The organism is Nocardia sp. FBN12, from assembly GCF_054031145.1.
Map to the genome: position 1 here is coordinate 1,676,566 of NZ_CM132926.1, position 24,898 is coordinate 1,701,463.

Genomic DNA, 24,898 nt, shown 5'->3' on the forward strand with positions numbered 1-24,898 from the left:
GTGCGCTCTGTCGGCGCGTAGATTCGGCAGTGCTGCTGATCGTGAGTGTTCCTCGACGAAGGGATCGCTGTCATGAGCAAGTCGCCCCGGCATCGCCGATACCGGAGAGCAGGTGCGGTGCTCACGGTCGTGCTCGCCATCGCCGCGGGCGGCTGCACCGCGGAGGAGAAATCCACCGGCTCGCAGTCCTCGCCGGTCGAGAGCCCCGAAGCGGCGAAGATCACCGACATCGTTCGCGGCAAGATGACCGAACTCGACCTCAGTTCCGCGGTCTACGGCGCATGGCGGGGCGAGGAGCAGATCGCCCTCGGCGCGCTGGGCGGATCACCTCTCGGTGTGCCCGCGACAGCGGATATGCGCGTGCGGGTCGGCCAGCCCATGGAGCCCATGCTGTCCACGGTCCTGTGGCGGCTCGACGGACAGGGCGTGCTGAAACTCGACGAACCCATCGCCCGCTGGCTGCCCGACTTTCCCCGCGCGGACAAGATCACCCCGCGGATGCTCGCCGACAGCACCTCCGGGATCTCCGACTATGTGACCGAACCGGAGTTCCTGAAGATCTTCGGCGAGAACCCGATCCGCGAATGGACCGCACCGCAACTTCTCGAACGCGCCAACGCCCGCCCGCCCCTGTTCGAGCCGGGCACCGACTTCGGCTACGCCCACAGCGACCTGGTCGTCCTCGGCGAAGTCCTCCAGAAGGCAGCGGGCAAGCCCCTGGGCGAGCTGATCGCCGAACACATCACCGAGCCACTGGGCATGCACGACAGCGAAGTAGTGCTCGACCCGCAGATCGACGAACCGGTCCTGCACGGCTACACCAACGAACGAAACTTCTTCGAAGACTCCACTTTCTGGAACCCCACCGCCTTCCTGCACAGCGGCAACATGAACTCCACCGTCGCCGACGTCGGCCGCTGGGTCCGCGCCCTCGGCACCGGCGAACGACTCACCCCCGACCAGTTCCAGCAGATGATGGGCCCGTCCACCGCGGGCCTCGGCCCCTTCACCACCGAGAAATACTTCGCCTTCGGCGTGGTCCACCTCGCCGACTGGCTGTACATGAACCCGTCCTACGGCGGCTACGACGGCGTCGCGTTCTACGACACGAAAACGAAGACGACCGTCGTCGTCTACGCCACCCTCGGCCCCACCTCCGACTCCGACCAGAACAACGCCGTCAGCATCGGCACAGAAATCGCCACCCTCCTGGCCCCCGACCGCCCACCGGCGGTTCCCTGAAGATGCGGTTCAGATCGGGCCGTTGCGCCACGAATGGTCGTCGCCCGCCCACGTCTTCTTTGTCGTTCCGGCGGACGTGCCCGCGTCCGCTCGGCCGCTGCCAGTTCTCCGCGCCACCGTCGACAGCGCCGCAGGGTCAGCTCGTGGCGGCGGGGGGTGGGGTGTCGACGCCGAGGCCCTTCTCGGCTGCCGCGGTGCGGATCGCGTCCACGACGAGCAGCAACGCGGCACGCCGCGCTGTATTGGTGCGATAGGCCAGCGACACCGTCCGGGTGAGGGCGTCGCCGAGCGCGACGACGTCGACGCCCGGCGGTCGCAGGGCCAGACCCAGGTCCGACACCAGCGTCACACCGAGCCCGGCCGCCGTCATCGCCATCGCGGTCGCCTGCTCCTCCACCTCGTGGTCGATCCGTGGCACGATCCCGACGGACTGGAACGCCAACCGCGCCGCCTGCCCGAAATGCGACCGGGCGGGGGACAGGATCCACGGGTGCTCGGCCAGTTCGGCGAGTGTCACATCGCCGCGCGGCACCGCGCCGGCGGGGACGGCGGCGTAGAGGCGCTCGACCGCGATCACCGTGCGCTCGAGCCCCCCGTCCCACGGCATCGGATAGTTCGAGTAATCGAGGACGAACGACAGATCGAGCGCACCGTCACGGACCGCGGCCGCCGTCGCCTCCGGCGCGAGTTCGCGCGTGCGCACCAGGATGCCCGGATGGGTGCGGGCGAGGGTGGTGAGCGCGTCGGGGAGCAGGCCCGAGGCCACCGACGCCCACACTCCCGCGGTGATCTTCGCCGTGAGCGACTCGCCCGCCCCTTCCAGGGCCTGGGTCGCGCGCTCGACCGAGGCGAGGATTTCCTCGGCGTGCTCGGCGAGCACGACCCCCAGGTCGGTGAGCTGCACCCGCCGCCCCCGCCGTTCGATCAGCCGGGTGCCGGTATCGCGCTCCAGTTGGGCGAGCTGCTGGGACACCGCCGACGCGGTGTAGTGCAGGGCGGCCGCGGCCGCGGTGATCGTGCCGCGCCGATGCAGCTCACGCAACATGCGCAGGCGGGTCAACGACAGATCCATGACACGACCCTATGCGCTGTGCAGCAACAGTGAACACCGCCGTGAACGAACTGTAAATAGACGCGGTGGCAGGTGGGACCGCACGCTGGACTACACCGGGCGCGCGTGATCGGCCGGGACGACGTGGTCCGGAACGGCGCTCGGTGAATTCGGTGTCGACGGCGAGAACGACGAGTAGGTGGTGCGCTATGACGATGATCCAGAACCCTGGTGATACCCCGCAGGTGACCGCGCAAACCCTTCCGCCGATTCCGCGAGCCGTCGCCCCCGCACCCGCCACCCGCCGCAGCGAGCCGTATCTGCGCCTGCTGTGGACGGATTCGGTGACCGGCGCGGTCGGCTACCTGGTCGTGCATACCCTGCGCGGCGGCCTGGCCACCGGCGGCACCCGGATGCGGGCAGGCTGCACCCTGAGCGAGGTCGAGGATCTCGCCCGCGGCATGGCCGACAAGACCGCCACCTTCGACCTGCCGGTCGGCGGCGCCAAGGGCGGGATCGACTTCGACCCCAAGGACCCACGCGCGGTCGAGGTGCTGGAGCGATTCTGCGAGGCCATGCGCCCGTGGATCGACCAGCACTGGGTGACCGCGGAGGACCTCGGTGTTCCGCAGCATCTGATCGACGAGGTCTTCGACAAGCTCGGCCTCGGGCAGAGCTACCACGCCGCGATCCGTCGCGCCGACGACCCGGCCGCGACCCTGGTGCGGGTCCGCAACGGGCTGAACGCCGCGGTCGAGGGCGGATTCCTGCTCGGCGACGTGATCGGTGGGTACGGGGTGGCGCACGCCTGTCTCGCCGCCGCGGTCTGGTGGGGCCGGGCACCCGCCGCGACGACCGTCGCGATCCAGGGTGTCGGCACCATGGGTGGGGCGGCGGCCTACTACCTGTACGAGGCGGGGATGAAGGTCACCACCGTGGCCGATGCGGCGGGAACGCTGTATTGTGCTGGCGGACTGGATATTCCGGCACTGCTCGACCTGCGCGACGGCTACGGCGAGATCGACCGCACCCGGCTGCCCGACGGCATCGAGCAGCTGCCGCGCACCGCGGTGATCGCCGCCGACGTCGATATCCTTGTCCCGGCGGCGATCTCGTACGCGATTACCCCCGACAACTCCTACGACGTCCGGGCCAGGATCGTCGTCGAGGCCGCGAACGCGGCGACCACGCCGGAGGCCGAGGCGATGCTGGCCGCGCGCGGTATCCCGGTACTGCCGGACTTCGTCGCGAACGCCGGGGCCGTGGCCTGGGCGTGGTGGCTGCTGCTCGGCCAGGTCGACGACATCCCCGACACTTCGTTCGACCGCCTCCGCACCATCATGCACACCAAGGTCACCCAATTGCTGGCGGCGTGGACCGACCACGGCGTCACCCCGCGCGACACGGGCCACCGCTGGGCCGACGACCCGGCCCCGATCGCGGGTCCGGTCGTCATCTCCTGATCGCGGTCGACTGCGGGGCAGCGGCACCGGTTGCCCGGATTCATCATGTCGACAACGGAATTCGGTCCCATCGAAACCGGTAGGTCAGTCGAACGAATCGCCACCCAGATACCGTCGCGGCGAGGTGCCGACCGTTCGCCGGAACGCCGCGAGAAACGCACTGGCCGTGGCATATCCGACGGTGTGCGCGACGCGGAAGACGGGCTGGCCGTCGGCGAGCAGTGGCAGCGAGGCCTGGATTCGCGCGTGGGTGCGCCAGCGGTCGAAGCTCATCCCGGTGTCCTGTACGAACAACCGGGTGAGCGTGCGGCGGCTCACGCCGATGGTCCGGGCATGAGCTTCCAGGCTGCGTTGATCGGCCGGGTTGTCCAGTAGGGCATCGGCGACCGCGCGTACTCGTTCGTCGACGGGGCGCGGCACGTCGATCGGTGTCGCGGGCAGCGGTTGCAGCAGGTCGAGGACTACCGCCTCGGCGCGCAGCCGCTGATCGTCGGCCAAGTTCTGCTGGGCGAGATGGACGATCAGGTGCGCCAGCAGACCGTCGACCCGGACCGGGGTGGGCTCGGCCCAGGCAACGTCGCAGCGGTCCGGTTCGAAATAGAGACTGTGTAGAACGGCATCGCGGCTTGCGCCGGTCTTGTGTACGACACCCGCGGGCAGCCACAGCGCGCGAGTCGGTGGCACGATCCAATGTGCTTGTCCCACAGCGATACCGAGCACACCGCTGCGGGTCCAGGCCAGCTGGTGCTGCGGGTGGTAGTGCTCGTTAGTCCACTGCCCGGCGGTGAGCGGAAAGCTGCCGACCACAATTGTGCCGACGCCGGGTGGCGCGGGTTCGAAGGCGGGTGCGGGCATGTCCCGAGTCTATGTCCTCAATGCGCTATCTCTTGGCCTGGTGACGGATAGCGGCCATCGGTGCTCGTTGCCTACCGTCGGTGCATGACTTCGATTTCTACGGCGGATCCAGGTACGGCTCGCCGTCGCACGGTGCTGATCGTGCTCTGTCTCGTCCAGTTCATGCTGAATCTGGACGACAATGTGGTCAGCGTGGCGCTGCCCACCGTGCGGGCCGATCTCGGATTCACCACCGCCGGCCTCGCGTGGGTCGTGAACGGCTACATCCTCGCGTTCGGCGGGTTCCTGCTGTTGTTCGGCCGGGTCGCTGACCTGCTCGGCAGGCGCCGGGTATTTCTCGGCGGCGTAGCGCTTTTCGGTGTGGCGAGTGTGTTGTGCGGACTCGCGCAGGAACCGTGGCAGTTGGTTGCGGGACGATTCGTGCAAGGAACAGGTGCGGCGATGGCGAGTCCGGCCGCGCTGGCGCTGCTCACCCTGCTCTATCCGAGTGCACGCGAACGCGCTGCGGCGATCGGCATCTGGGGTGCGACAGCCGCGGTGGGTGCCACCTCGGGACTGGTGATCTCCGGCGCGCTGACGGGGTTCGCCTCGTGGCGGTGGGTCTTCCTGATCAATGTTCCGGTGGTTGTCCTGGCCTTGGTGTTGCTGCCACGGCTGGTCGGGGAAAGCCGGAGTGGACCTCGCGTGCGGGTCGATATCGCCGGGGCGGCGCTCATCACCGGCGCGCCGGTTCTGCTGGTCTATGGTCTGCTGCGGGCGTCCGAAACTGGTTGGGGTGAAGTCGGTTCCACGATGGCGATGGTCGGTGCCGCACTGCTGGCGGTCGTGTTCGTGATCGTGGAGCGGCGCACCGGCGAACCGCTGGTCCCGTTGTCGTTTCTGGCCTTTCGGCCACGTGCGGTGGCCAATGGGGCGACGCTGCTGTTCTCCGCAGCGTTCTACGCCATGGCTTTCCTGTTGATGTTGCAGCTCCAGACCGTGCTCGGCTACCGACCTTTCACCGCGGGTCTGGCGTATCTGCCTTTCGGGGCGGGGATCCTGGTCGGGATGTGGCTGTCGTCGCGGGCTGTACACCGGCTCGGTATTCGTGCCGCGTTGATAATCGGATTGCTGATCAGCGCGGCTGGTCTGTTGCTGATGTCGGGCATCGACGGCCATGACGGGTACGTCTTCGGGGTGCTGCCCGCATTGCTCGTCACCAGCCTCGGCTGCGGGATGAGCCTGCCCGCCCTGACAGTCACCGCACTCACCGGCACCACCGAGGACAATGCGGGGATCGGCTCCGCTGTCCTCAGTTCGGTCCAGCAACTGGGCGGCGCACTGGGCTTGGCGATCCTGGTGACGCTCGCGACGCGACGCGGTGACATCGAAGGGTTTTCCTACGCACTCACCATTGCCGCCGCCATTGTGGGGCTCGCCGCGGCGCTGATCGCCGCGATGCTTCGCGCCCGTCCTCGCGAAGAATTCAGCGTTCGCACGGGTGGTTGAAAACCCTTCATAGCACCTAGAACGCGTTCTAGAATTACGGAATGGATCTCATCGCTGTCGAGGAAATCAAGCGCCTCAAATACCGCTACTTCCGCACGCTGGACCTCAAGCAATGGGACGAATTCGGCGACTGCCTTGCCGAAGACATCCAGGCTCGGTACGGCACCCAGGCGATGAAAGAGCCACTGCATTACGACAGCCGCGACGACGTCGTGACATTCATGTCCGAGAATCTCGGACCGGGAATTATCACCGTGCACATCGCCAACCACCCGGAGATCGACGTGGACGGTACGGTGGCACGCGGCTCGTGGGCTTTCGAGGACACGGTGATCGTGCCGGACTACGGCATGCGAATCCAGGGCGGCGGCTACTACTTCGACGAATACCGCAGGGACTCCGACGGGAAGTGGCGGATCGCGAGCACCGGGTACGAGCGCATCTACGAGGAGCGGACCTCGTTGAAGGACACGCCGAGCTTCACGCTGCTCGCGAATCGCTGGGACCCGGACCTGCGGCACTGAGCGACTATCCCCAAGCGCGCCGGGTCGCGGGCATGTCGGCGTTCCCCGACGCTTCCGGCACCACGCCGAGCACCTGGTGAATCCCGAGCCCGCCGTCCTCGAAGCCCAGCGCGGAGGCGGCCATATAGAGCCGCCAGATACGAGCTCGCCCTTCGCCGACGAGTGAAACTGCCTGTTCCCCAGCACTTTCGAGATTCGCGACCCAGTGGCGAAGGGTGCGCGCGTAGTGCTCGCGCAAGGCCTCGACGTCCCGAACCTCGAACCCGGCGCGTTCCATGGCAAGGACGACTTCGCCCACGTCGACGAGTTCACCGTCCGGGAAGACATAGCGCCCGATGAAGGAACGTTTGGCCATGACGGAGCCGCCCGGTGACGAGATGGCGTGGTTGAGCAGTCGTCCGTGTGGGCCGAGCAGGGCGCGCAGGGTGTCGAAGTACTCGGCGGCGCGTCCGGAGCCGACGTGTTCGAACATGCCGATCGAGGAGATGGCGTCGAACTGTTCGCCGCGCAGATCCCGGTAATCGGCAAGCCTGATCTCGACACTGGCCGACAGCCCGGCCTCGGCGACTCGCTTGCGGGCGAGCTCGACCTGCGCACTACTGATGGTGACGCCGACGACCCGCGCCCCATAGGTCGACGCCGCGTGCATCGCCATCGAACCCCACCCGCACCCCACGTCGAGCAGGCGCATACCCGACTGCTCGGCCAAGCCCAGTTTGCGGCAGATCAGGTCGTGTTTGGCCTGCTGGGCGCTCTCCAGTGAGCCGTCGTCGTCCGGCACGAACCGCGCACAGGAGTAGGTCATGCTCGGTCCGAGCACCAGCCGGTAGAAGTCGTTGCTGACGTCGTAGTGATGACTGATCGCCGCCGCGTCGCGACGCTTGGTGTGCAGCGGTCCGCGCTGCGGCCGCGCTTCCTCCGGTGGCCGTCGCGGGCGCCGGCCCAGCGCCCCGAGCTGCCGTGCCGCGCCGAGGGCCTGCCACGTAGCGCCGAGACCGAGGCGCGCGTCGTTCGGCGCGGTCGACTGGAGCGCGCGCAGCATCGTGAAGATGTCACCATCGAGATCGACGGCGCCGGACACGTAGGCACGCGCCAGGCCGAGTTCGCCTGGCGCCCAGATCAGATGGCGTAGCGCATCCTCGGAGCGCACACGCATCGTGCCCGCGCTCCCACCATCGGGGTGGATCGTGCTGCCGTCCCAGAATTCGAATCCCACCGCGGGGTGTGGTCCCAAGGAGGCTCGCAGCAGAGGTTCGAACGCGGCAGCGATCGTGGCCGGGTTACCCATCCGACCACTATGGCCCGTGTCGCGCCGCTGCGGTGGCAACGACGCGGCGCGATCCGTTCGATTCCTGGATGCGAGATCCCGATCGGTGGCGGCAACGGCCGGGCGTAGCGTCTAGCGATATGGCCGCGAGAACCAAGCACACCCTCCCTTCGGTGGGTACGAGGGAGTTGGTGGCCGCGTGCCGAACCGAGATTCCGGTGCTGACCCGGCAGCTGATCGCCGCGATCTTCACCGATATCCCGGAGTGGACGGACTACTCGCCGGTCAGCCGGGAAGACCTGCACGACGCGTGTAGCCGCTATCTGACCAGGGTCCTCGATCTTGTGGCCGGCGAGGTGACCGGACCGGACCGCGACGATGTCGCCGCCGCCATCGGCCGCAATCGCGCGGCGCAGGGTGTGCCACTCGAGGTCATGCTGCGGACGTTCCGGCTCGGTGGTCAGATCGTGTGGGAGGCACTGCTGGACAAGGCGGGCGAACTCCCGCCCGGCGAAGTCCGCAAGATCGGGGTGGCCACCTGGTCGGCCATCGACGGCATGTCGTCGTCGCTGGTCACCTCCTATCGCAGCACCGAATTGGAGCAGGTCCGGCGCGACGAGCGCCGTCGGCACGGCCTGATCGAGGACCTGCTGGCCGGCAGCGCCCGCGACGCGACATTCGCCGCGCGGGCGGCGCGCGAGCTGAACCTGCCCGCGCACGGCGGATACCTGGTGGTCGCGGTGCGCGGCGACCGTCCGCACGTGGAGATCGGCACCGAAACAGCATTGGCGGCCTTGGGTATCCGGTCGGTCTGGCACGACCGCGTCGACACCATGGTGGGGCTGGTCTCGCTCGAGCAGCGGGACAGTTCCGCGGTGCTGGACCAGGTGCGCGATCGAATCCGGGGCCGGGCGGCGGCGTCACCCGTCGTCCAGGGGTTGGCGCAGATCGAGACGGGCCATGCGCTGGCGATGCTGGCCCTGGAGACCGTGCCCGCGGCAGCACCGGGTCTGGTGTCGTTGGAGCAGCGCTACCCAGAAGCCCTGCTGTTGCGCTCGCCCGACCTGACCGCCCTGCTGGTCACCCGCACCCTCGGCCCGGTGCTGGAACTGCCGCCGAAGGAACACGAGGTCCTGCTGCACACGCTGGCGATCTGGCTGGAGGAGAACTGCTCGGCCGCGAACGCCGCACCGCGCCTGCACTGCCACCGCAACACCGTGATCAACCGCCTCCAGCGAATCTCCACCCTGCTGGGTAGACGCCTGGAAGGGCAGCGGTCCTACCTGGAACTCTCCCTCGCCTTGGCCGCCCTGGAGATGGGCGTGAACAAACCCGCCTGAGCCCGTGGCGATCAGGCGCGGTCGTGGAGCGTGATCTGGTAGCCGTCGGGGTCGGCGAAGGTGAATGTCCGGCCGAAGGGGCCGTCGATCGGTGCGGCGACGATGGTGTGACCGTCGGCGACGAGAGCGTCGTGAACGGCCTGGACGTCTGTGGCGTGCAGCCAGATCGCGGCGCCGATGCCGGGCTGGGCAACGGAGGCGAGATCGGTGCCGGGGAGGACGTCGCGGAGTGCGAACGCGATCGGCTTCGTCTCGAAGACGACGGCGTGCGGCGGTCCGGCCGGTGAGCGGACGAGTCCGAGGTACTGCTCGTAGAACGCCTGCGAAGCGGCGAGGTCGCTGGCTTGGAGCGAGAGGAAGTCGGGTCCGGTAGCGGGCATGGTGAGCTCCTTCGTTTCATGTCAGGTTCCTGACACGAAACAACGTATGTCAGAATACTGACATGAGTCAAGATGGGGTCGATCTGGAGACGTCACTGGGCTATCTGCTCAAAGAGGCATCGAGTGCCCTGCGTGTGTCCATGGAGGAGGTGCTGCGGCCGCTCGGGATGAGCGTGACGCACTACTCCTGCCTCGAGCTGCTGGCGCAACGGCCCGGCTTGTCGAACTCTGAGCTCGCGCGGGGTGCGTTCGTGACCCGGCAGACGATGAACGTGCTGCTCCAGGCTTTGGAACGAGACGGCTACGTGACCAGGCCCGCCGCGGCACCCGTCGGAAAGGTGCTGCCCACGCGGCTCACCCCGCGCGGGCGGCGGAGCCTCGAGCAGGCGACCGTCGCGGTCAGGTCCGTCGAGGTCAGAATGCTGGCCGGCCTGACCGAGGCTGAGCAGTCGGGCGCGTTCCGGATCCTGCGGGGCATGATCCATTCCCTGCGCGACGGTGACAACGGCGCATAGCTCGGTCCCCGGCGCGATGTGCCTGATTGGGCGCTGCGCCCATTTCGGGGGCTCGAATTCTGGGCTGTCGGTCAGTTGTTTGTGCATTTGTGGACGGTGAGACTCGACGGATGACCCAAGTCACGACCGTGACGGGGTTGATCGTCGAGCTGAGGAGCACCACGAGTGCCGGAATTCGATCTATTGGTGATCGGTGGTGGACCGGGCGGGTACGTAGCCGCCATCCGCGCCGCGCAACGCGGCCTGCAGGTCTGCGTTGTGGAGAAGGAGCGTCCTGGCGGCGTGTGCCTGAACTGGGGCTGCATCCCGACCAAGGCGATGCTGCGCTCGGCCGAGGTCTTCCAGACTCTCACCACCGCAGCGGAATTCGGAGTACATGCCGATAACGTGCGCTTCGACTTCGCTGCGATACGGCAACGCAAAGACGGCATCGTCAAAGAGCTGACCGACGGTGTCGCGGGCCTGCTGAAGGCCAACGGGGTCACGGTGATCGAGGGCCATGCGCGGTTCGTCGAGCCGACTGTCGTGGAGGTCCACGAGACCGGCGCTTCGCCGATCTTCGACGGTGGCCCCCGCTACGCCGCCCCCGCGGGCGCGGCGATCCGCCGGGTGAGCGCGCGCGACGTGATCGTCGCGACCGGTTCGGTGCCCGCGCGGCTGCCGATCCCGGGCGCGGACCTGCCCGGCGTCGTCACCTCCGATGGCGCGTTCGGCCTGACCGAGGTGCCGCGTCGATTGGTGATCATCGGTGGCAGCGCGGTCGGTGCGGAATGGGCCAGCCTGTTCGCCACGTTCGGTAGCCAGGTCACGGTCGTGGAGATGCAGGATCGCCTGGTTCCGTTGGAGGACAAGGAGATCGGCGACGCGCTCGGCCGGTCGTTCCGCAAGCGCGGCATCACCGTCCTCACCGGCGCCACGGTCACCGCCATCACCGAGAGCGACGCGTTGCGGGTGTCGGTCGGTGGTCCGGCGGTGCGAGACCTGGACGCGGACGTGGTGCTGGTCGGCGTCGGCCGCCGCCCCAACACCGCCGAACTCGGCCTCGAGGTGGCCGGAATCGCCACGGACGCCCGCGGTTTCATCGAGGTCGACGACCGGCTGCGCACCGGTGTCGAGCACGTGTACGCCATCGGTGACGTGACCGGGCGGGCCCTGCTCGCCCACGTCGCCTCACATCAGGGCATCACCGCGGCCGAGGTGATCGCCGGGCACGACGCCCACATCGACTACGCGGTGATCCCGGCCGCGACGTTCACCCACCCGGAGATCGCCATCGTCGGCCTCACCGAAGACGCTGCCCGCGCGGCGGGCCACGAGGTGATCACCGCCAAGTTCCCGTTCGCGGCACTCGGCCGGGCCAAGACCTTCGGCGAGACCGAGGGGTTCGTCAAAATCGTTGCGGGGCAAGCGCATCAGGAAGTACTCGGCGTGCACATCATCGGCCCGTCCGCCAGCGATCTGATCGCCGAGGGCGCACTCGCGATGTCATTGGAAGCCACGCTCGACGAGCTGGCCGACACTATCCACGCCCACCCCACTCTCGGCGAGATCGGCATGGAGGCGGCCATGGCCGGCCTCGGGCTGCCGGTACACATCGCGCCACGCAAGCGTTGAGGAGCTCGACATGACCACGACCACCGCGCGACGCAAGCCCGCCGGTAAGCCGACGAAAACCGATCGAACACCGGCGGCCCTGTCGGACCTCGAAGCCGCTGTGGCGGCGGAAGATCCGCAGACCCTGCGCGATCTCTACCGCGACATGCTGTTCATCCGCCGCTTCGAGGAGCGCACCGCGCAGAGCTACCAGCAGGCCAAGATCGGTGGCTACTGCCATCTCAACCTCGGCGAGGAAGCGACCGTTGTCGGTCTCGGCGCCGCGATGCGCCCCACCGACTACCTGTTCACCAACTACCGCGAACACGGATACGCGCTGGCCAAGGGCATCGAACCGGGTCGCGTGATGGCCGAGCTCTACGGCCGATCGACCGGCACCTCGAAGGGCTGGGGCGGCTCGATGCACATGTACGACACCGCGACCCGGCTGCTCGGTGGCTACGCCATCGTGGGCGGACAGGTTCCCCTGGCGATCGGCGCGGCGCTGGCCATCGACTACCGCGACGGCGACGACGTCGTGGTGTGCCAGATGGGGGAGGGCACCACCAATATCGGCGCGTTCCACGAGTCGCTCAACATCGCGGCACTGTGGCGGCTGCCGGTGGTGTTCCTGGTGATCAACAACCAGACCGGCATGGGTACCACGGTCGAGAAGTCCTCGGCGGAGCCAGATCTGTGGAAACGCGCCGCCGCCTATCGCATGCGTGGCGAGCGGGTGGACGGAACCGATGTCCTCGCCGTCCGTGACATGGCGAGCGAGCTCATCGAAGATGCTCGCCGCGACGGCAAACCCGCACTGCTCGAAGCGGTGAGCTACCGGCTCAAGGGCCATTCGGTGGTCGACCCGGCGAAATACCGCAGCACCGACACGGTGGCGACGGTGCGAGAGCACGATCCGATCGTGCTGTGGCAGCAGCGCTTGCTGGCCGCCGGTGCGCTGACCGAACAGGCGCTGGCCGAGCTCGAGCGCGAGGTGGCCGACGGTGTCGCCGCCGCCGTCGAGTTCGCCGACGCGAGCCCGCATCCGGAGCCGTCGAGCCTGTTCGACTACACCTACGCCACTCCCGTGCCGGGCGATTCCCGTCGTCTGCCCGCCGATCCGCTCTTCACCCACTGAGGATTCCACTGTGCCTGTCATGACCTATCGCGAAGCGCTGCGCGAAACCCTGCGCGAAGAGATGCGACGCGACGACGACGTTTTCCTGATCGGTGAGGAGATCGGCGTCTTCGAAGGCTCCTACAAGATCACCGCCGGTCTGCTCGAGGAGTTCGGCGAGAAGCGGGTGCGCGACACTCCGATCGCCGAGGAGGGCTTCGTCGGGGCGGCGATCGGTGCCGCGATGCTCGGTCTGCGCCCGGTCGTGGAGATCATGACGATCAACTTCTCGCTGCTGGCGCTGGATCAGATCGTCAACCATGCCGCGAAGATCTACGGCATGTTCGGCGGGCAGACCAATGTGCCCATGGTGATCCGGACTCCCGGTGGTGGCGGCCAGCAACTCGGGGCGACGCATTCACAGAATATCGAGTTGTACTACGCCTTCGTACCCGGTCTGAAAGTCGTGGCGCCCAGCACTCCCGCCGATGCGCGGGCCCTGCTCAAGGCTGCGATCTCCGACGACGATCCGGTGCTGTTCCTGGAGAATCTGTCGCTCTACAACACCAAAGGTGAAGTGCCGGAAGACCTTCCGCCCGCCCAGATCGGCAAAGCGGCGGTCACCCGGGAAGGCACCGATATCACCGTGATCGGCTACTCCCGCATGGCCACCCTCGCCACTCAGGTCGCGCAACGCCTTGCCGACGAGGGCATTTCGGTCGAGGTGATCGATCTGCGCAGCCTGCGTCCGCTGGACCGCGACACCATCATCGCCTCCGTCCGCAAGACCGGCTGCGCGGTCGTCGGCGAAGACGACTGGCTCACCTACGGTATCGGCGCCGAGATCGCGGCATCGATCTCCGACGGCGCGTTCGACTATCTCGACGCCCCTGTTCGCCGCGTCGCGATGGCCGAGGTCCCGCTGCCGTATGCCAAGCCACTGGAGAAGCTCGCCCTGCCGTCCGCGGAATCGCTCTACACCGCGGTGAAGGAAACCCTCGCCGCCGTCGGTAAGGAAACCAGCAATGCCTGACATCGTCATGCCCCGGCTCTCCGACACCATGGAAGACGGCGTTGTCTCCGTCTGGCTCAAGCAGGTGGGTGACCAGATCACCCGTGGTGAGATCGTCGCCGAGATCGAGACCGACAAAGCGCTGATGGAGCTCGAGGCCTACGAGGACGGGATCCTCGAGAAGATTCTGGCCGAGCCGGGCGTTCGCGTCGCGATCGGCGAACCGATCGCGACCGTCGGCGATGGCACCGGAGCGGTTGCGGCACCGGCGAATTCGACCAGTGCGGCGCCGCCGCCCACGGCAGAGGTCGTCGCGACGGTCCCGGCCGCCGCGCTATCGGGATCGCACACCGGCCCGCGCCGCACCGGGGTGGTCAAGTCCTCGCCGTTGGCCCGCAAGATCGCGCGCGAATTGCAGGTCGATATCGACGCTGTCGTCGGCACCGGGCCGGGCGGACGAGTCACGAAACGCGATGTGGAGGCGGCGCACAGCGCCGAGCCCGCTGACCTCGCGGTGCCGTCACGTGACACGAGTGCGCCTGTTGCGCAGCCTGTTCCAGCCTCGGAGGAATACGAGGAAGTCGCACTGACGAACATTCAGCGCGTCTCGGCAGCTCGACTCACCGAAAGCAAGCAGCAGGCACCGCACTTCTACGTCACCAGCGCGATCGACGTGACCGATTTGTTCGCCTTCCGGGCGCAGATCAACGCGACGCTGGACGCTGCGGGCGGCAGCAAGGTCAGTGTGAACGATCTGCTCGTCAAGGCCGTCGCCGTCGCGCTGCGCAAGGACGGCTCGATCAATGTCAGCTTCGCGGGTGACAAGCTGTTGCGGCACAAGGGAATCCATATCGGTGTCGCGGTGGCGACGCCGATCGGGCTGCTCGTTCCGGTGCTCCGCGACGCGGACCGCAAGAGCGTGTCCGAGATCGCGACCGAGAGCCGCGACAAGGCCACCCGCGCTCGCGAGCGCAAGCTGCGCGCCGAGGAGATGTCGGGCGGCACCTTCACCATCTCCAATCTCGGCATGTTCGGCATCGAGCAGTTCACCGCGGTCATCAACTCGCCCGAATCCGCGATCCTGGCGGTCGGCGCGGCAGCCGACGAACTACGCCTCGACAACGGCGAAGTCGTCGCCCGCAAGATCCTGCGCGTCACCTTGTCCGCGGATCACCGCGCCATCGACGGCGCGGTGGCAGCCCAGTTCCTGGCAACCCTGAAGGAGCTCCTCGAAAACCCACTGCGGATTGTCGCGTAGCCGAGCCGCCGAATTCCGCAGTGCGGCAGGCCGACGGGATAACCACGGCCGCGCGATCTCCGAATGCCTAGTGGATCGCGCGGTCGGCCCCGTCCCAGTGCGCGGTGCGCAGTTCGCGCTTGAGGATCTTGCCTGCCCCGGAAACCGGTAGGGCGTCGATGAATTCGACACTGCGTGGCAGTTTGTAGTTGGCGATGTGTTCGCGGCAGAACTCCCGGATCTCAGCCTCCGTCGCGGTCCGGTCGGTGGCGAGCACGATCACCGCGTGCACGCGCTCACCCCAGTCGTGGTCGGGCACACCGATCACGGCGACCTGCGCCACCGCCGGGTGTTTGGCCACCGCGTTCTCGACCTCGACCGAATAGACGTTCTCGCCGCCGGTGACGATCATGTCCTTGAGCCGGTCGACCACGAAAACGTAGCCGGCGTCGTCCATGTACCCGGCGTCGCCGGTATGCATCCAGCCGCCGCGCAGTGCTCGTGCGGTCTCTTCGGCCATGTTCCAGTAGCCCGACATCAGATGGTCGCCGCGCACCACGATCTCGCCGACTTCGCCGCGTGCGAGTTCTCGATCGTCCGCGTCGACGACGCGGATCTCGGCGTGGACCGCCGCGCGTCCACACGATCTGGCGAGTGCGGGGTTGTCGTGATCGTGGGCGGTGAGCAGGGTGGCGACCGGCGCTACCTCGGTCATCCCGTAGGCCTGCGTGAACCGGGCGTTGCCGAACACCGTGCGTGCCTTGGCCATCACCGTCTCGGAAATCGGTGACGCCCCGTACATCACGCGTTGCAGACTTGCCAGGTCGGCGTCGGCGGCGCCGGGGCAGTCGACCAGCAGCTGGATCATCGTCGGCACCAGCAGAACATCGGTCACCCGGTGGGTGACCATGGCGTCGAGCGTCGCGGCGGGAGTGAAGGACCCCACGATGACATGGGTTGCGCCCGTGAGATTGCCGATGTTCCACGCCGCGATATCGGCCAGATGGAACATCGGCGCGACATGCAGCAGCACGCCGCCCCTGGTGAGAATATCGGTGGTCACCAGACTGCCCATGGCCGAGGTGAGACAGGCCTGGTGCGACAGCATCACGCCCTTGGGGAAACCGGTGGTCCCGCCGGTGTAGAAGACGCCGTAGAGCGCGTCGTCACCGCGCCGAGCGTCGGGGATCGGGGCGGTATCGGCCACGAGTTCCTCGTAGGCGAGCATGCCGTCGGGTGTCGGCCCGTCGCCGGCGAAGATGACCGTGCGCAGGTTCGTCACCTCGGCGCGCAGGGCGTCGACAGAACCGGCGAACGCGTCGTCGACCACGAGGACATCGGTGCCGCAGTCGTTGAGCGAGTACGCGACCTCGGCCACACTCCACCGGACATTCACCGGATTGACCACCGCGTCCGCCCACGGCACCGCCATCAGCAGTTCGTGGTAGCGGTCGCTGTTGAGCGAGTAGATCCCCACGCGATCACCGGCCTCGACGCCGAGTTCACGCAGTGCCCCCGCCAGCCGCGCGATGCGATCGACCGATTCGGCGACCGTGCGCCTGCGGGGGCCGAAGATGGTGGCGATCCGGCCGGGATCGCGTTGCAGCGCCGAATGCAGGGATTGCGTGATGTGCACGGCCAACTCCTCAATAGTGAATCTTCATCCGTGTGACCTGCACAACATTTTGCCGGGTATTGCTGGATTGTCAAGGGTTGTGTAACCATGAAGTGAATATCGATTCGTGCCAAGGAAGTGGTGTGTGATGCAGCGAGTGCAGGTCGCCGGAGTCGGGATGGTGCCGTTCTCGACGCCGAGCAGGAGCGAGCCCTACGACGTGCTGGCCGCGGGTGCGGTCCGCAACGCCCTGCTCGACGCGGGTATCGGCATCGAACAGGTGCAGCAGGCCTACGCGGGGTACGTCTACGGCGACTCCACCAGTGGCCAGCGCGCGCTCTACGGCGTGGGGATGACCGGGATCCCGGTAGTGAATGTCAACAACAACTGCTCGACCGGCTCGTCGGCGTTGTGGCTGGCCCGCCAAGCGGTCGCCAGTGGCGCCGCGGAATGCGTGCTCGCCTTCGGGTTCGAGCAGATGGAGCGCGGTGCGCTCGCCATGAAGTGGCCGGACCGGCCGAGCCCGTTCATCGACTTCATGGCAGTGGCCAACGAGCACAACGGAGCCAGTGACGCGCCCTTCGCCGCACAGCTGTTCGGCGGCGCCGGTGCCGCCTACGCGCAGCGGTACGGCACCGATCCGGCCACCTTCGCCATGATCTCGGTGAAGGCGCGAAAGCACGCGCGCAACAACCCGTTCGCGGTATTCCGGGACGAGGTGACCGTCGACGAGGTGCTCGCGTCGCCGCAGATCTTCGGGCCGCTGACCCGCCTGCAGTGCTGTCCGCCCACCTGCGGCGCGGCGGCCGCCATCATCACCAGCGAGGACTTCGCGCGCCGTCACGGCCTGCGCACCGATGTCGCGATCACCGCGCAGGCGATGACCACCGACACCCCGAACACCTTCGACGATCTGCCGAAACTGGTCGGCTACGACATGGCCCAGCGCGCGGCCGATCAGGTCTACGAAGCCGCGGGCGTCGACCCCGCCGACATCCGGGTCGTCGAGCTGCACGACTGCTTCACCGCCAACGAGCTGCTCAGCTACGAGGCGTTGCGGTTGACCCCCGAGGGCACCGCGGAGAAGTTCATCCGCGACGGTGACAACACCTACGGCGGCCGCGTGGTCACCAACCCCTCGGGCGGGCTGCTGTCGAAAGGCCATCCACTCGGCGCGACCGGTCTGGCCCAATGCGCCGAGCTCACGTGGCAATTGCGCGGACAGGCGCAGGACAGGCAGGTCGACGGAGTGACGCTGGCGCTGCAGCACAACATCGGCCTCGGCGGGGCCGCGGTCGTCACCCTCTACGAGAAGGTCGGCTGATGGCCATCGACATCGACCGCGCGCTGGCGCTGACCCTGCCCGGTTTCACCGTCGACGTCGAGCGGGGCCGGTTGCGGCTGTTCGCCCGCGTCATCGGCGAGACCGACCCGATCTTCACCGACGTGGATGCCGCGCGAGCCGCGGGCCATCGCGATCTCCCGGTCCCGCCGACGTTCTTGTTCAGCCTGACCCTCGAATCAGCCGCCCCCTTCGCCTCTTTCGACGCTCTCGACATCGACCTGCGTCGTGTCCTGCACGGCGAGCAGCGGTTCGACTACACCGCCATGGCCTACGCGGGCGACACCATCGCGATCAGTGAACGCATCGTCGATGTCACCGTGAAACGCGGTGGCGCACTGGAACTGCTGACCAAGCAGACCGAATTCCGGTGCGGCACAGAACTGCTCGCCACGGCCACCAACGTGGCCGTTGTCCGAAATCCCGAGGTCGCCGCATGATCACACCGACTGTCGGCACTACGCTGCCGCCCCTTGTCCTGCCGCCGATCTCACGCACCACGCTGGCGTTGTTCGCCGGGGCCAGCGGTGACCACAACCCGATCCACCTCGACATCGACAACGCCCACTCCGCCGGTTTCGACGATGTCTTCGCTCAGGGCATGCTCTCGATGGCCTACCTCGGCCGACTACTCACCAACTGGGTACCCCAACGCGACATCCGTTCCTTGGCAGTGCGATTCACGGCGATCACGCCCGTCCACGCGCAGCCGACCTGCACGGCCACGGTCACCGCCGTCGACAACGGACTGGCCACCCTCGACCTCGCCGTCACTCTCGCCGACGGCACCTCCACCCTGCTCGGCACCGCGGTCGTCGCCGTGTCGAGCGAGAACTGAGCAGGAGCACATCATGGGAACACTCGACGGCAAAGTAGCCATCGTCACCGGATCCGGTCGTGGCATCGGCCGTGAGATCGCGCTCAAATTCGCTGCCGACGGCGCGTCGGTGGTCGTGAACGACCTCGACAAGGACCCGGCCGAGCAGACCGTGGCCGACATCCGCGCCGCGGGCGGCACGGCGGTCGCCTGCGCGGGCAGCGTCACCGACGACGACTTCGCCGAGCGCTTCGTGGCGACCGCGGTCGACGAATTCGGCGGCATCGACATCATCGTCAACAATGCCGGCTACACCTGGGACACCGTGATCCAGAAGATGACCGACGAGCAGTGGGACGCGATCCTCGACGTCCACCTCAAGGCGCCGTTCCGCATTCTGCGCGCCGCCCAGCCGATCATCTCGGCGGCGGTCAAGCAGGCCAAGGCGGCGGGCGAGCCGGTGCCGTGCCGCAAGGTCGTGAACATCTCCTCGATCGCCGGGCTCGGCGGCAACGCGGGCCAGGTGAACTACGCCGCTGCCAAGGCGGGCATCACCGGGCTGACCAAGACCCTCGCCAAGGAATGGGGACGACTCAATGTCACCGTCAACACGGTGGCCTTCGGTCTGATCACCACCCGGCTCACCGAAGCGCCCGCCGGCGGCAGCGCCACGATCGACGTGGCGGGTCGCGAGCTGAAAGTCGGGGTGAACCCGGATCTGCTCGACGCCATGGCCAAGCAGATCCCGCTCGGACGCGCGGGAACTCCGGCGGAGGCAGCGGGCGCGGTCTACCTGCTGTGCAGGCCTGAGTCGGACTACATCAGCGCCCAGACAGTGGTCTGCGGCGGCGGATTCACGGTCTGAGGAGGTCGAGATCGCCCGGATCGGCACCGAGATCATCGGTCGATCGCTGTGGCTCGGGTGAGCGGTAGAGTCCGCGTGGTGTCCGACCAGCCTCTCGCCGCGCGCCGCAAGCGGCCGGCCGACCGCCGCGACCAGATCGTCGACGCGGCGGCCTCGCTGTTCGCGACCAGTGGTTTCGAGAACGTCGCGATGAGCGATGTCGCCGCGGCCGTCGGGGTCGGGCCGTCGGCGCTCTACCGGCATTTCGGCGGCAAGGACGATCTGCTGCGCGCAGTGATCGAGCAGACCCTGGAACGGTTCGCGGCGACGCTGAACGGTGACGACGTGGTGGGCGGGGTGGCCAATTTCGCGGTCACCCAGCGCACTGCGCCCCTGCTGTGGGTGCGGGAGGCCCGCCATCTCCCGCGCCCACAACGCCTGGATCTCGCGGCCCGCCTCGAGCAGTTGCGCGAGTTGTTCACCCGGGCGGCGATCGGCGACACCGCCGACCTCGGCGCGCGGTTGCGCGCGAGAATGGCGTTGGCCGCGCTGCTCAGCCCCGCCTTCCATGGCACCACCGTGCCACCCGATCAATTCCGCTCCACCCTCGTCGAGATCGCCGGGGCGATCCTGAGTGCTGCTGTGGACGTGCCTGAGCCACACCGGGCTCCAATACCCGAGGGGCTCTCGCGCGGCAGCAAACGCGAACAGGTCCTGCGTGCGGCGCTGCGCATCTTCGCCGACCAGACCTACGCGAGCACCGGCATGGAGGCGATCGGCGAGGCCGTCGGCCTGTCCACCTCGAGCGTCTACAACCACTTCGCCAGCAAACAGGAGATCCTCGAGGTGGCGTTGCACCGCGGCAACGGCTACCTCCAGATCACCCTCGATGACGCATTGCTCGTCGCACCCGACGAAGCCGCCGCCCTGCGCGCACTGGTCACCGTCTACGCCGACTTCACCCTGCGCCACCCCGCCCTCGTCGACATCCTGATCACCGAAATGCGCAGCCTCGGCGCCCAAGCCGAACCGCTGCTCCAAGCCCAGCGCGACTACGTCAGCGAATGGGTCAGACTGTGCCGCACCGCCCGCCCCACCCTCACGCCGGAACAAGCCCTGGTGACCGTTCAAGCCACCCTCATGGCGATGAACGACATCGCCCGGGACCCCGCCTTCACCGCCACCTCCAACCTGAGCGCGCCGCTGTCCGCCATCGCCACCGCCGCCCTCGGCGTGTGACGAAGCGTCCAGGTCAGGCGGCGAAGACGCCCGCTGTGGGTCAGTCGCTGGGCGTCGGCGACTGCCGGTCCAGCGGGACAAGGTAATTGCGCAGATCGTCGACCTTTGATTCGATGCGCTCGGTGTTCTCGGCGTCGACCCGGAAGATCCAATGCTTGGCGCCGAGAAGCAGCACGGCCTGAAAGACCAGCTGGAACCATTCGCTCTGCCAGTTCTCGAAGGTGCTGGCGAGAAATTCCGGCCAGTATCCGGACCACTGGAACGGCTGGCCGAGCTGGTGTTGGGTATTGCGGTACTCGATCAGCTGGGTGACGAACTGTGCGGCCCATGAGCCGAGGAACAGCAACAGCAGCACGTAGACAGCTCCCCAGCGGCGGAAGTGTGCCATAACTGGCTATACCCGGTTGCCGAAGGCCGACACCGGGCCGCTCACGTTCGCTCGCTGGCCATCGACAGCAGCAATTCGATCGCGTACTGCGTCGATTGCTCGACAACTTCGGTGGGATCGCCGTCGAATCGGCGGTGACTTGCCCTGGCATCGCCGCGCGACACCACGCAGAACCACACCGAACCGGCGGGCTCCCCGTCCTGCGGGTCGGGGCCGCCTGCGCCGGTGGTGGCGACGGCGATATCCGCGTCCATCAGCGCTCGCACTCCCCGCGCCATCGCCGTCGCCGCGGCCTCGGACACCACCGGCACATCGGGAACATCCAGCACGCGCCGTTTGACTTCGGTGGCATAGGCGACGATTCCGCCTCGAAACCACACCGCCGAATCCGGCGCGGCGCCGAGGGCCGCGGCGACGTTGCCCGCCGTCAGCGATTCGGCGACAGCTACTGTCAGCCCGCGTTGTTCGGCGAGGTCGGCCAGCTGGTGCGCGGTCGTCACCATCAGGGCCGAAATTCCTGAGCCTTGCTCTTCACACCTTGGACCAGCAGATGCCACGCACCCGGGTCGCCCTGGAGTACGGCGCGACCGAGGTCCTTGATCTGCTCGGCGGTCGCGTGCGGCGGGATGGGCGGCATCTCGGGGTCGCAGCGGATGTCGAGCAGTACGGGGCCCGCCGCGGCCAACGCGCGATCCCACGCGGGCCGGATGCCGTCGGAGGTGTCGACGGCGATTGCCTCGATGCCGGTGCAACGAGCGATCTCGGCGTAGGAGATGTCCGGAAGTGTCTGCGACTCTTCGAATTTCGGCGCTCCGCCCATGCCGCGCAACTCCCAGGTGACCTGATTGAGGTCGTTGTTGTGGAAGACGCAGACGATCAGACGTCGATCGGTCCACAGATGCTGGTAGCGCTGGATGGTGATCAGTTCGTTGAGGCCGTTCATCTGCATCGCACCGTCACCGACCAGCGCGATCACCGGGCGGTCCGGGTGCGCGAACTTGGCGCCGATGGCATAGGGGACACCGGCACCCATGCTGGCCAACGTGCCCGACAACGAGCCGCGCATGGTGCCACGCATGCGCAGACAACGGGCGTACCAGTTGGTGGACGAGCCCGAATCCGCGGTGATGATCGCATTGTCCGGAACACACTGCGACAGTTCCCACACCACCCGCATCGGGTTGGCGGGGTCGGCGTCGAGCATGGATTGGCGTTCGAGCGTCTGCCACCAGTGCCGTACGTTCTCCTCGACGGTGTCGCGCCAGGAGCGGTCCTGCTGGCGTTTCAGCAGCGGAATCACTTCGCGCAGTGTGGCTTTCGCGTCTCCGACGAGGTTCACCTCGGTGGGGTAGCGCATCCCGATCGACGCGCCGTCGGCATCGATCTGCACGGCCCGGGCCTGATCCAGTTCGGGCAGGAACTGGCTGTAGGGGAAGTTCGAGCCGACGATCAGCAGAGTGTCGCAGTCGCGCATCAGCTCATAGCTCGCGCGGGTGCCCAACAGGCCGATCGAGCCGGTGACGAACGGGAGGTCATCGGACAGCACGTCCTTGCCGAGCAGTGCCTTGGCGATGCCCGCGCCGGTCAGCTCGGCGACCTCGAGTATCTCGTCGACCGCGTCGCGCGCGCCCTGGCCGATGAGCACGGCGAGCTTGGTTCCGGCGTTGAGCACATCCGCCGCTCGCTCCACCTCCGGCCCCGTCGGCACCGAGATGCTGCGCGACATGCCCGGCGGGCTGGACGGCACCTGCTTGAACGCGTGCGCGGGTGGCTCGTACGGCTCCTCCTGCAGGTCCGCCGGAATGATCACCGCGGTCGGCGCGCGGCGGGCCACGGCGGTGCGGATCGCCCGGTCCAGCGCGTTGGGCAGCTGGTTGGCGACATTCACCTCGACGAGATAGTCCGAAGCCACATCCTTGAACAGCGCCTGCAGGTCCACCTCCTGCTGGTAGCTGCCGCCCATCGCGCTGCGGGCGGTCTGGCCGACGATGGCCACCACCGGCACATGGTCGAGCTTGGCGTCGTAGAGGCCGTTGAGCAGGTGGATCGCGCCCGGTCCCGAGGTGGCCGCGCACACGCCGACCTCGCCGCTGAACTTCGCGTACCCGGTGGCCTGGAACGCGGACATCTCCTCGTGCCTGCTCTGCACGAAGCGGGGGGAGTTCTCGGCACGCCCGAACGCGGCGATCAGACCGTTGATGCCGTCACCGGGGTATCCGAACACCTGCCCGATGTGCCACTCCCGTAACCGCTGGAGGACGAAGTCCGCGACCTGCATCGGCATGGTTCCCCTCCTCCGGCTGCCTACTCGGCGGGTCGATCGTCGGACTGCTCCGATGCCTTCGCCAATTCGTCGCGAAGTCGCTGGGCGGTCGCTTCGTCTCCGGCGTCAGTGGCCGTGGTGATGTCCTGTCGCAATTGAGCGATGATGTCGCGCGAAACCATGGTCCTCCTTCGACTGCGGGATATCCGTTCCGGCGGTCGGCGTCCTCGACCGCCCAGTGTGGTCGTACCGCGGATACCGATTCCTAAACAGCGGTCCCGCGGGTAGTTCTTCGGCGTTGCCGAGGCAGTCGAGTTCCTCGGGCGTCGAGTTCGTCATTGCTGATGCCGGCTGATGGAGGTCGGTCAGTCGATCGAGCGGGTGCCGAGCTGGTGCACCATCGTCGGGTCGCGATGGTCGAAGAACAGGGACGCGCCGGTGTCGAGAGCGGCGATCTGCGCCATTTCCTCGGCGGTGAGGGTGAAATCGAAGATGTCGAAATTCTCGGCCATGCGCTCCGGGCGAACCGATTTCGGGATGGCGACGACGCCGCGTTCGGTGAGCCAGCGCAACACCACCTGGCCGACGGATTTGTCGTGGGCCGCGGCGATGGCGGTGAGAGTGGGGTCGGTGAACAGGTTGTTGCGGCCCTCGGCGAACGGACCCCACGATTCGATCTGCACTCCCAGCTCGGCCATCTGCTTCTGGTAGTCCTGGCGTTGGAAGAACGGGTGGGTTTCGATCTGGTTGACCGCGGGGGTGATCTCGTTGTGGTCGATCAGGTCGACGAGCCGGTCGGGGTAGAAATTGGAGACACCGATGGCCCGGGCCAGGCCTTTCTTGTGCAGCGCTTCCATCGCGCGCCATTCGCTGTAGTAGTCGCCGAAGGGCTGATGGATCAAATAGAGGTCGAGGTAGTCCAGTCCGAGGCGGCGCAGCGAGCGTTCGAAAGCACGTTTCGTATTGTCCTCCCCGGCGGGCTGCACCCACAGTTTGGTGGTAACCCACAACTGTTCGCGGGGAATGCCGCTGGCTTTGATCGCGCGGCCGACCGCTTCTTCGTTGCCGTAACTGGCGGCGGTGTCGAGGTGGCGGTATCCGGCTTCGAGCGCTTCGATGACGACTTTCTCGGTTTCGTCGTCGGGAATCTGGAAGACCCCGAATCCCAGGATCGGCATGTCGACGCCGTTGTTGAGGGTGACGGTCTGCATGGAAATACTCCTTTCGTTGCCACTCCGACAACATAGGACGTGTCGGCCGTCAGGTGCGTCATCCCGGCCACCCCCGGCGAGCACACATGCCAATC

General features: G+C 67.4%; 25 protein-coding genes. 15 read left to right on the forward strand and 10 right to left on the reverse strand.

Annotation, left to right across the window (positions count from 1 at the left end; genetic code table 11):
• Positions 1-72 precede the first annotated feature (72 nt).
• A complete protein-coding gene (locus tag ACWZHB_RS08280) occupies positions 73-1,242 on the forward strand; it encodes a serine hydrolase domain-containing protein (protein WP_427907339.1) in 1,170 nt (389 codons plus the stop codon).
• Positions 1,243-1,378: 136 nt separating this feature from the next.
• Here the strand turns inward: ACWZHB_RS08280 and ACWZHB_RS08285 are convergent, their stop codons facing one another.
• A complete protein-coding gene (locus tag ACWZHB_RS08285; protein WP_427907340.1) occupies positions 1,379-2,314 on the reverse strand; it encodes a LysR family transcriptional regulator in 936 nt (311 codons plus the stop codon).
• Positions 2,315-2,502: 188 nt separating this feature from the next.
• On the opposite strand from ACWZHB_RS08285, the gene ACWZHB_RS08290 reads away from it, so the two are divergent.
• On the forward strand, positions 2,503-3,756 hold the full coding sequence (locus tag ACWZHB_RS08290) for a Glu/Leu/Phe/Val dehydrogenase dimerization domain-containing protein (RefSeq protein ID WP_427907341.1): 1,254 nt from the start codon (positions 2,503-2,505) through the stop codon (positions 3,754-3,756).
• 84 nt (positions 3,757-3,840) lie between these two features.
• On the opposite strand, the gene ACWZHB_RS08295 is transcribed toward ACWZHB_RS08290, so the two are convergent.
• On the reverse strand, positions 3,841-4,611 hold the full coding sequence (locus ACWZHB_RS08295; protein ID WP_427907342.1) for an AraC family transcriptional regulator: 771 nt from the start codon (positions 4,609-4,611) through the stop codon (positions 3,841-3,843).
• Positions 4,612-4,695: 84 nt separating this feature from the next.
• Between ACWZHB_RS08295 and ACWZHB_RS08300 the strand changes: the two genes are divergently transcribed.
• Together ACWZHB_RS08300 and ACWZHB_RS08305 are read left to right on the forward strand one after the other, a co-directional pair.
• Positions 4,696-6,099, forward strand: coding sequence for an MFS transporter (locus ACWZHB_RS08300; protein ID WP_427907343.1), 1,404 nt, complete (start codon positions 4,696-4,698; stop codon positions 6,097-6,099).
• A gap of 41 nt (positions 6,100-6,140) precedes the next feature.
• On the forward strand, positions 6,141-6,623 hold the full coding sequence (locus ACWZHB_RS08305) for a nuclear transport factor 2 family protein (protein WP_427907344.1): 483 nt from the start codon (positions 6,141-6,143) through the stop codon (positions 6,621-6,623).
• Positions 6,624-6,627: 4 nt separating this feature from the next.
• Here ACWZHB_RS08305 and ACWZHB_RS08310 read toward each other — a convergent pair whose 3' ends face one another.
• A complete protein-coding gene (locus ACWZHB_RS08310; RefSeq protein WP_427907345.1) occupies positions 6,628-7,911 on the reverse strand; it encodes a class I SAM-dependent methyltransferase in 1,284 nt (427 codons plus the stop codon).
• Between the two features lie 152 nt (positions 7,912-8,063).
• Here ACWZHB_RS08310 and ACWZHB_RS08315 point away from each other — a divergent pair, with 152 nt between their 5' ends.
• Entirely contained in the window at positions 8,064-9,230 is a 1,167-nt protein-coding gene (locus tag ACWZHB_RS08315; RefSeq protein ID WP_427907346.1) for a PucR family transcriptional regulator, read from the forward strand.
• Positions 9,231-9,241: 11 nt separating this feature from the next.
• On the opposite strand, the gene ACWZHB_RS08320 is transcribed toward ACWZHB_RS08315, so the two are convergent.
• Positions 9,242-9,610: a VOC family protein gene (locus tag ACWZHB_RS08320; RefSeq protein WP_427907347.1), complete on the reverse strand. Its 369-nt coding sequence runs from the start codon at positions 9,608-9,610 to the stop codon at positions 9,242-9,244.
• A 62-nt stretch (positions 9,611-9,672) separates the two neighbouring features.
• Between ACWZHB_RS08320 and ACWZHB_RS08325 the strand changes: the two genes are divergently transcribed.
• The 5 genes from ACWZHB_RS08325 (at position 9,673) to ACWZHB_RS08345 (ending at position 15,105) form a co-directional block, all read left to right on the forward strand.
• Complete coding sequence (locus ACWZHB_RS08325) at positions 9,673-10,125, forward strand: MarR family winged helix-turn-helix transcriptional regulator (protein WP_427907348.1); 453 nt, start codon at positions 9,673-9,675, stop codon at positions 10,123-10,125.
• Positions 10,126-10,290: 165 nt separating this feature from the next.
• On the forward strand, positions 10,291-11,739 hold the full coding sequence (gene lpdA / locus ACWZHB_RS08330; RefSeq protein WP_427907349.1) for a dihydrolipoyl dehydrogenase: 1,449 nt from the start codon (positions 10,291-10,293) through the stop codon (positions 11,737-11,739).
• 10 nt (positions 11,740-11,749) lie between these two features.
• Positions 11,750-12,856 carry a pyruvate dehydrogenase (acetyl-transferring) E1 component subunit alpha gene (gene pdhA / locus ACWZHB_RS08335; RefSeq protein ID WP_427907350.1) on the forward strand — a complete coding sequence of 369 codons (1,107 nt, stop codon included), beginning with the start codon at positions 11,750-11,752 and terminating at the stop codon, positions 12,854-12,856.
• Between the two features lie 19 nt (positions 12,857-12,875).
• A complete protein-coding gene (locus tag ACWZHB_RS08340) occupies positions 12,876-13,868 on the forward strand; it encodes an alpha-ketoacid dehydrogenase subunit beta (RefSeq protein ID WP_427907351.1) in 993 nt (330 codons plus the stop codon).
• Positions 13,861-15,105 carry a dihydrolipoamide acetyltransferase family protein gene (locus ACWZHB_RS08345; RefSeq protein WP_427907352.1) on the forward strand — a complete coding sequence of 415 codons (1,245 nt, stop codon included), beginning with the start codon at positions 13,861-13,863 and terminating at the stop codon, positions 15,103-15,105. The genes ACWZHB_RS08340 and ACWZHB_RS08345 overlap by 8 nt, the downstream gene beginning before the upstream one ends.
• 67 nt (positions 15,106-15,172) lie before the next feature.
• Here ACWZHB_RS08345 and ACWZHB_RS08350 read toward each other — a convergent pair whose 3' ends face one another.
• Positions 15,173-16,720, reverse strand: coding sequence for a long-chain-fatty-acid--CoA ligase (locus ACWZHB_RS08350; RefSeq protein WP_427907353.1), 1,548 nt, complete (start codon positions 16,718-16,720; stop codon positions 15,173-15,175).
• A 127-nt stretch (positions 16,721-16,847) separates the two neighbouring features.
• On the opposite strand from ACWZHB_RS08350, the gene ACWZHB_RS08355 reads away from it, so the two are divergent.
• The 5 genes from ACWZHB_RS08355 (at position 16,848) to ACWZHB_RS08375 (ending at position 20,941) form a co-directional block, all read left to right on the forward strand.
• Complete coding sequence (locus tag ACWZHB_RS08355) at positions 16,848-18,023, forward strand: lipid-transfer protein (protein ID WP_427909113.1); 1,176 nt, start codon at positions 16,848-16,850, stop codon at positions 18,021-18,023.
• The gene (locus ACWZHB_RS08360; protein ID WP_427907354.1) at positions 18,023-18,481 is read left to right on the forward strand and encodes a MaoC family dehydratase N-terminal domain-containing protein; all 459 of its coding nucleotides are present in this window, start codon (positions 18,023-18,025) and stop codon (positions 18,479-18,481) included. Before ACWZHB_RS08355 ends, ACWZHB_RS08360 begins: the two co-directional genes overlap by 1 nt.
• On the forward strand, positions 18,478-18,879 hold the full coding sequence (locus ACWZHB_RS08365; protein ID WP_427907355.1) for a MaoC/PaaZ C-terminal domain-containing protein: 402 nt from the start codon (positions 18,478-18,480) through the stop codon (positions 18,877-18,879). The genes ACWZHB_RS08360 and ACWZHB_RS08365 overlap by 4 nt, the downstream gene beginning before the upstream one ends.
• Before the next feature lie 13 nt (positions 18,880-18,892).
• Positions 18,893-19,723: an SDR family NAD(P)-dependent oxidoreductase gene (locus ACWZHB_RS08370; protein WP_427907356.1), complete on the forward strand. Its 831-nt coding sequence runs from the start codon at positions 18,893-18,895 to the stop codon at positions 19,721-19,723.
• A gap of 78 nt (positions 19,724-19,801) precedes the next feature.
• Entirely contained in the window at positions 19,802-20,941 is a 1,140-nt protein-coding gene (locus ACWZHB_RS08375) for a TetR/AcrR family transcriptional regulator (protein ID WP_427907357.1), read from the forward strand.
• A 40-nt stretch (positions 20,942-20,981) separates the two neighbouring features.
• On the opposite strand, the gene ACWZHB_RS08380 is transcribed toward ACWZHB_RS08375, so the two are convergent.
• The 5 genes from ACWZHB_RS08380 to ACWZHB_RS08400 all read right to left on the reverse strand — a co-directional run bounded on the left by ACWZHB_RS08380 (position 20,982) and on the right by ACWZHB_RS08400 (position 24,803).
• Positions 20,982-21,329 carry a DUF6766 family protein gene (locus ACWZHB_RS08380; protein WP_427907358.1) on the reverse strand — a complete coding sequence of 116 codons (348 nt, stop codon included), beginning with the start codon at positions 21,327-21,329 and terminating at the stop codon, positions 20,982-20,984.
• Between the two features lie 41 nt (positions 21,330-21,370).
• Positions 21,371-21,832, reverse strand: coding sequence for a CinA family protein (locus ACWZHB_RS08385; protein WP_427907359.1), 462 nt, complete (start codon positions 21,830-21,832; stop codon positions 21,371-21,373).
• On the reverse strand, positions 21,832-23,613 hold the full coding sequence (locus ACWZHB_RS08390) for a thiamine pyrophosphate-requiring protein (RefSeq protein WP_427907360.1): 1,782 nt from the start codon (positions 23,611-23,613) through the stop codon (positions 21,832-21,834). The genes ACWZHB_RS08385 and ACWZHB_RS08390 overlap by 1 nt, the downstream gene beginning before the upstream one ends.
• Positions 23,614-23,633: 20 nt before the next feature.
• A complete protein-coding gene (locus ACWZHB_RS08395) occupies positions 23,634-23,774 on the reverse strand; it encodes a hypothetical protein (RefSeq protein WP_427907361.1) in 141 nt (46 codons plus the stop codon).
• A 183-nt stretch (positions 23,775-23,957) separates the two neighbouring features.
• A complete protein-coding gene (locus tag ACWZHB_RS08400) occupies positions 23,958-24,803 on the reverse strand; it encodes an aldo/keto reductase (protein WP_427907362.1) in 846 nt (281 codons plus the stop codon).
• Positions 24,804-24,898: the final 95 nt, after the last annotated feature.

Coding starts and splice junctions, on each gene's coding strand:
- ACWZHB_RS08305 (WP_427907344.1), top strand. CDS start 6,141: ATGGATCTCATCGCTGTCGAGGAAATCAAGCGCCTCAAATACCGCTAC.
- ACWZHB_RS08345 (WP_427907352.1), top strand. CDS start 13,861: ATGCCTGACATCGTCATGCCCCGGCTCTCCGACACCATGGAAGACGGC.
- ACWZHB_RS08355 (WP_427909113.1), top strand. CDS start 16,848: ATGCAGCGAGTGCAGGTCGCCGGAGTCGGGATGGTGCCGTTCTCGACG.
- ACWZHB_RS08320 (WP_427907347.1), bottom strand. CDS start 9,610: ATGCCCGCTACCGGACCCGACTTCCTCTCGCTCCAAGCCAGCGACCTC.
- ACWZHB_RS08365 (WP_427907355.1), top strand. CDS start 18,478: ATGATCACACCGACTGTCGGCACTACGCTGCCGCCCCTTGTCCTGCCG.
- ACWZHB_RS08390 (WP_427907360.1), bottom strand. CDS start 23,613: ATGCCGATGCAGGTCGCGGACTTCGTCCTCCAGCGGTTACGGGAGTGG.
- ACWZHB_RS08310 (WP_427907345.1), bottom strand. CDS start 7,911: ATGGGTAACCCGGCCACGATCGCTGCCGCGTTCGAACCTCTGCTGCGA.
- ACWZHB_RS08370 (WP_427907356.1), top strand. CDS start 18,893: ATGGGAACACTCGACGGCAAAGTAGCCATCGTCACCGGATCCGGTCGT.
- ACWZHB_RS08385 (WP_427907359.1), bottom strand. CDS start 21,832: ATGGTGACGACCGCGCACCAGCTGGCCGACCTCGCCGAACAACGCGGG.
- ACWZHB_RS08300 (WP_427907343.1), top strand. CDS start 4,696: ATGACTTCGATTTCTACGGCGGATCCAGGTACGGCTCGCCGTCGCACG.
- ACWZHB_RS08400 (WP_427907362.1), bottom strand. CDS start 24,803: ATGCAGACCGTCACCCTCAACAACGGCGTCGACATGCCGATCCTGGGA.
- ACWZHB_RS08395 (WP_427907361.1), bottom strand. CDS start 23,774: ATGGTTTCGCGCGACATCATCGCTCAATTGCGACAGGACATCACCACG.
- ACWZHB_RS08280 (WP_427907339.1), top strand. CDS start 73: ATGAGCAAGTCGCCCCGGCATCGCCGATACCGGAGAGCAGGTGCGGTG.
- ACWZHB_RS08285 (WP_427907340.1), bottom strand. CDS start 2,314: ATGGATCTGTCGTTGACCCGCCTGCGCATGTTGCGTGAGCTGCATCGG.
- pdhA (WP_427907350.1), top strand. CDS start 11,750: ATGACCACGACCACCGCGCGACGCAAGCCCGCCGGTAAGCCGACGAAA.
- ACWZHB_RS08325 (WP_427907348.1), top strand. CDS start 9,673: ATGAGTCAAGATGGGGTCGATCTGGAGACGTCACTGGGCTATCTGCTC.
- ACWZHB_RS08380 (WP_427907358.1), bottom strand. CDS start 21,329: ATGGCACACTTCCGCCGCTGGGGAGCTGTCTACGTGCTGCTGTTGCTG.
- ACWZHB_RS08290 (WP_427907341.1), top strand. CDS start 2,503: ATGACGATGATCCAGAACCCTGGTGATACCCCGCAGGTGACCGCGCAA.
- ACWZHB_RS08360 (WP_427907354.1), top strand. CDS start 18,023: ATGGCCATCGACATCGACCGCGCGCTGGCGCTGACCCTGCCCGGTTTC.
- ACWZHB_RS08340 (WP_427907351.1), top strand. CDS start 12,876: ATGACCTATCGCGAAGCGCTGCGCGAAACCCTGCGCGAAGAGATGCGA.
- ACWZHB_RS08295 (WP_427907342.1), bottom strand. CDS start 4,611: ATGCCCGCACCCGCCTTCGAACCCGCGCCACCCGGCGTCGGCACAATT.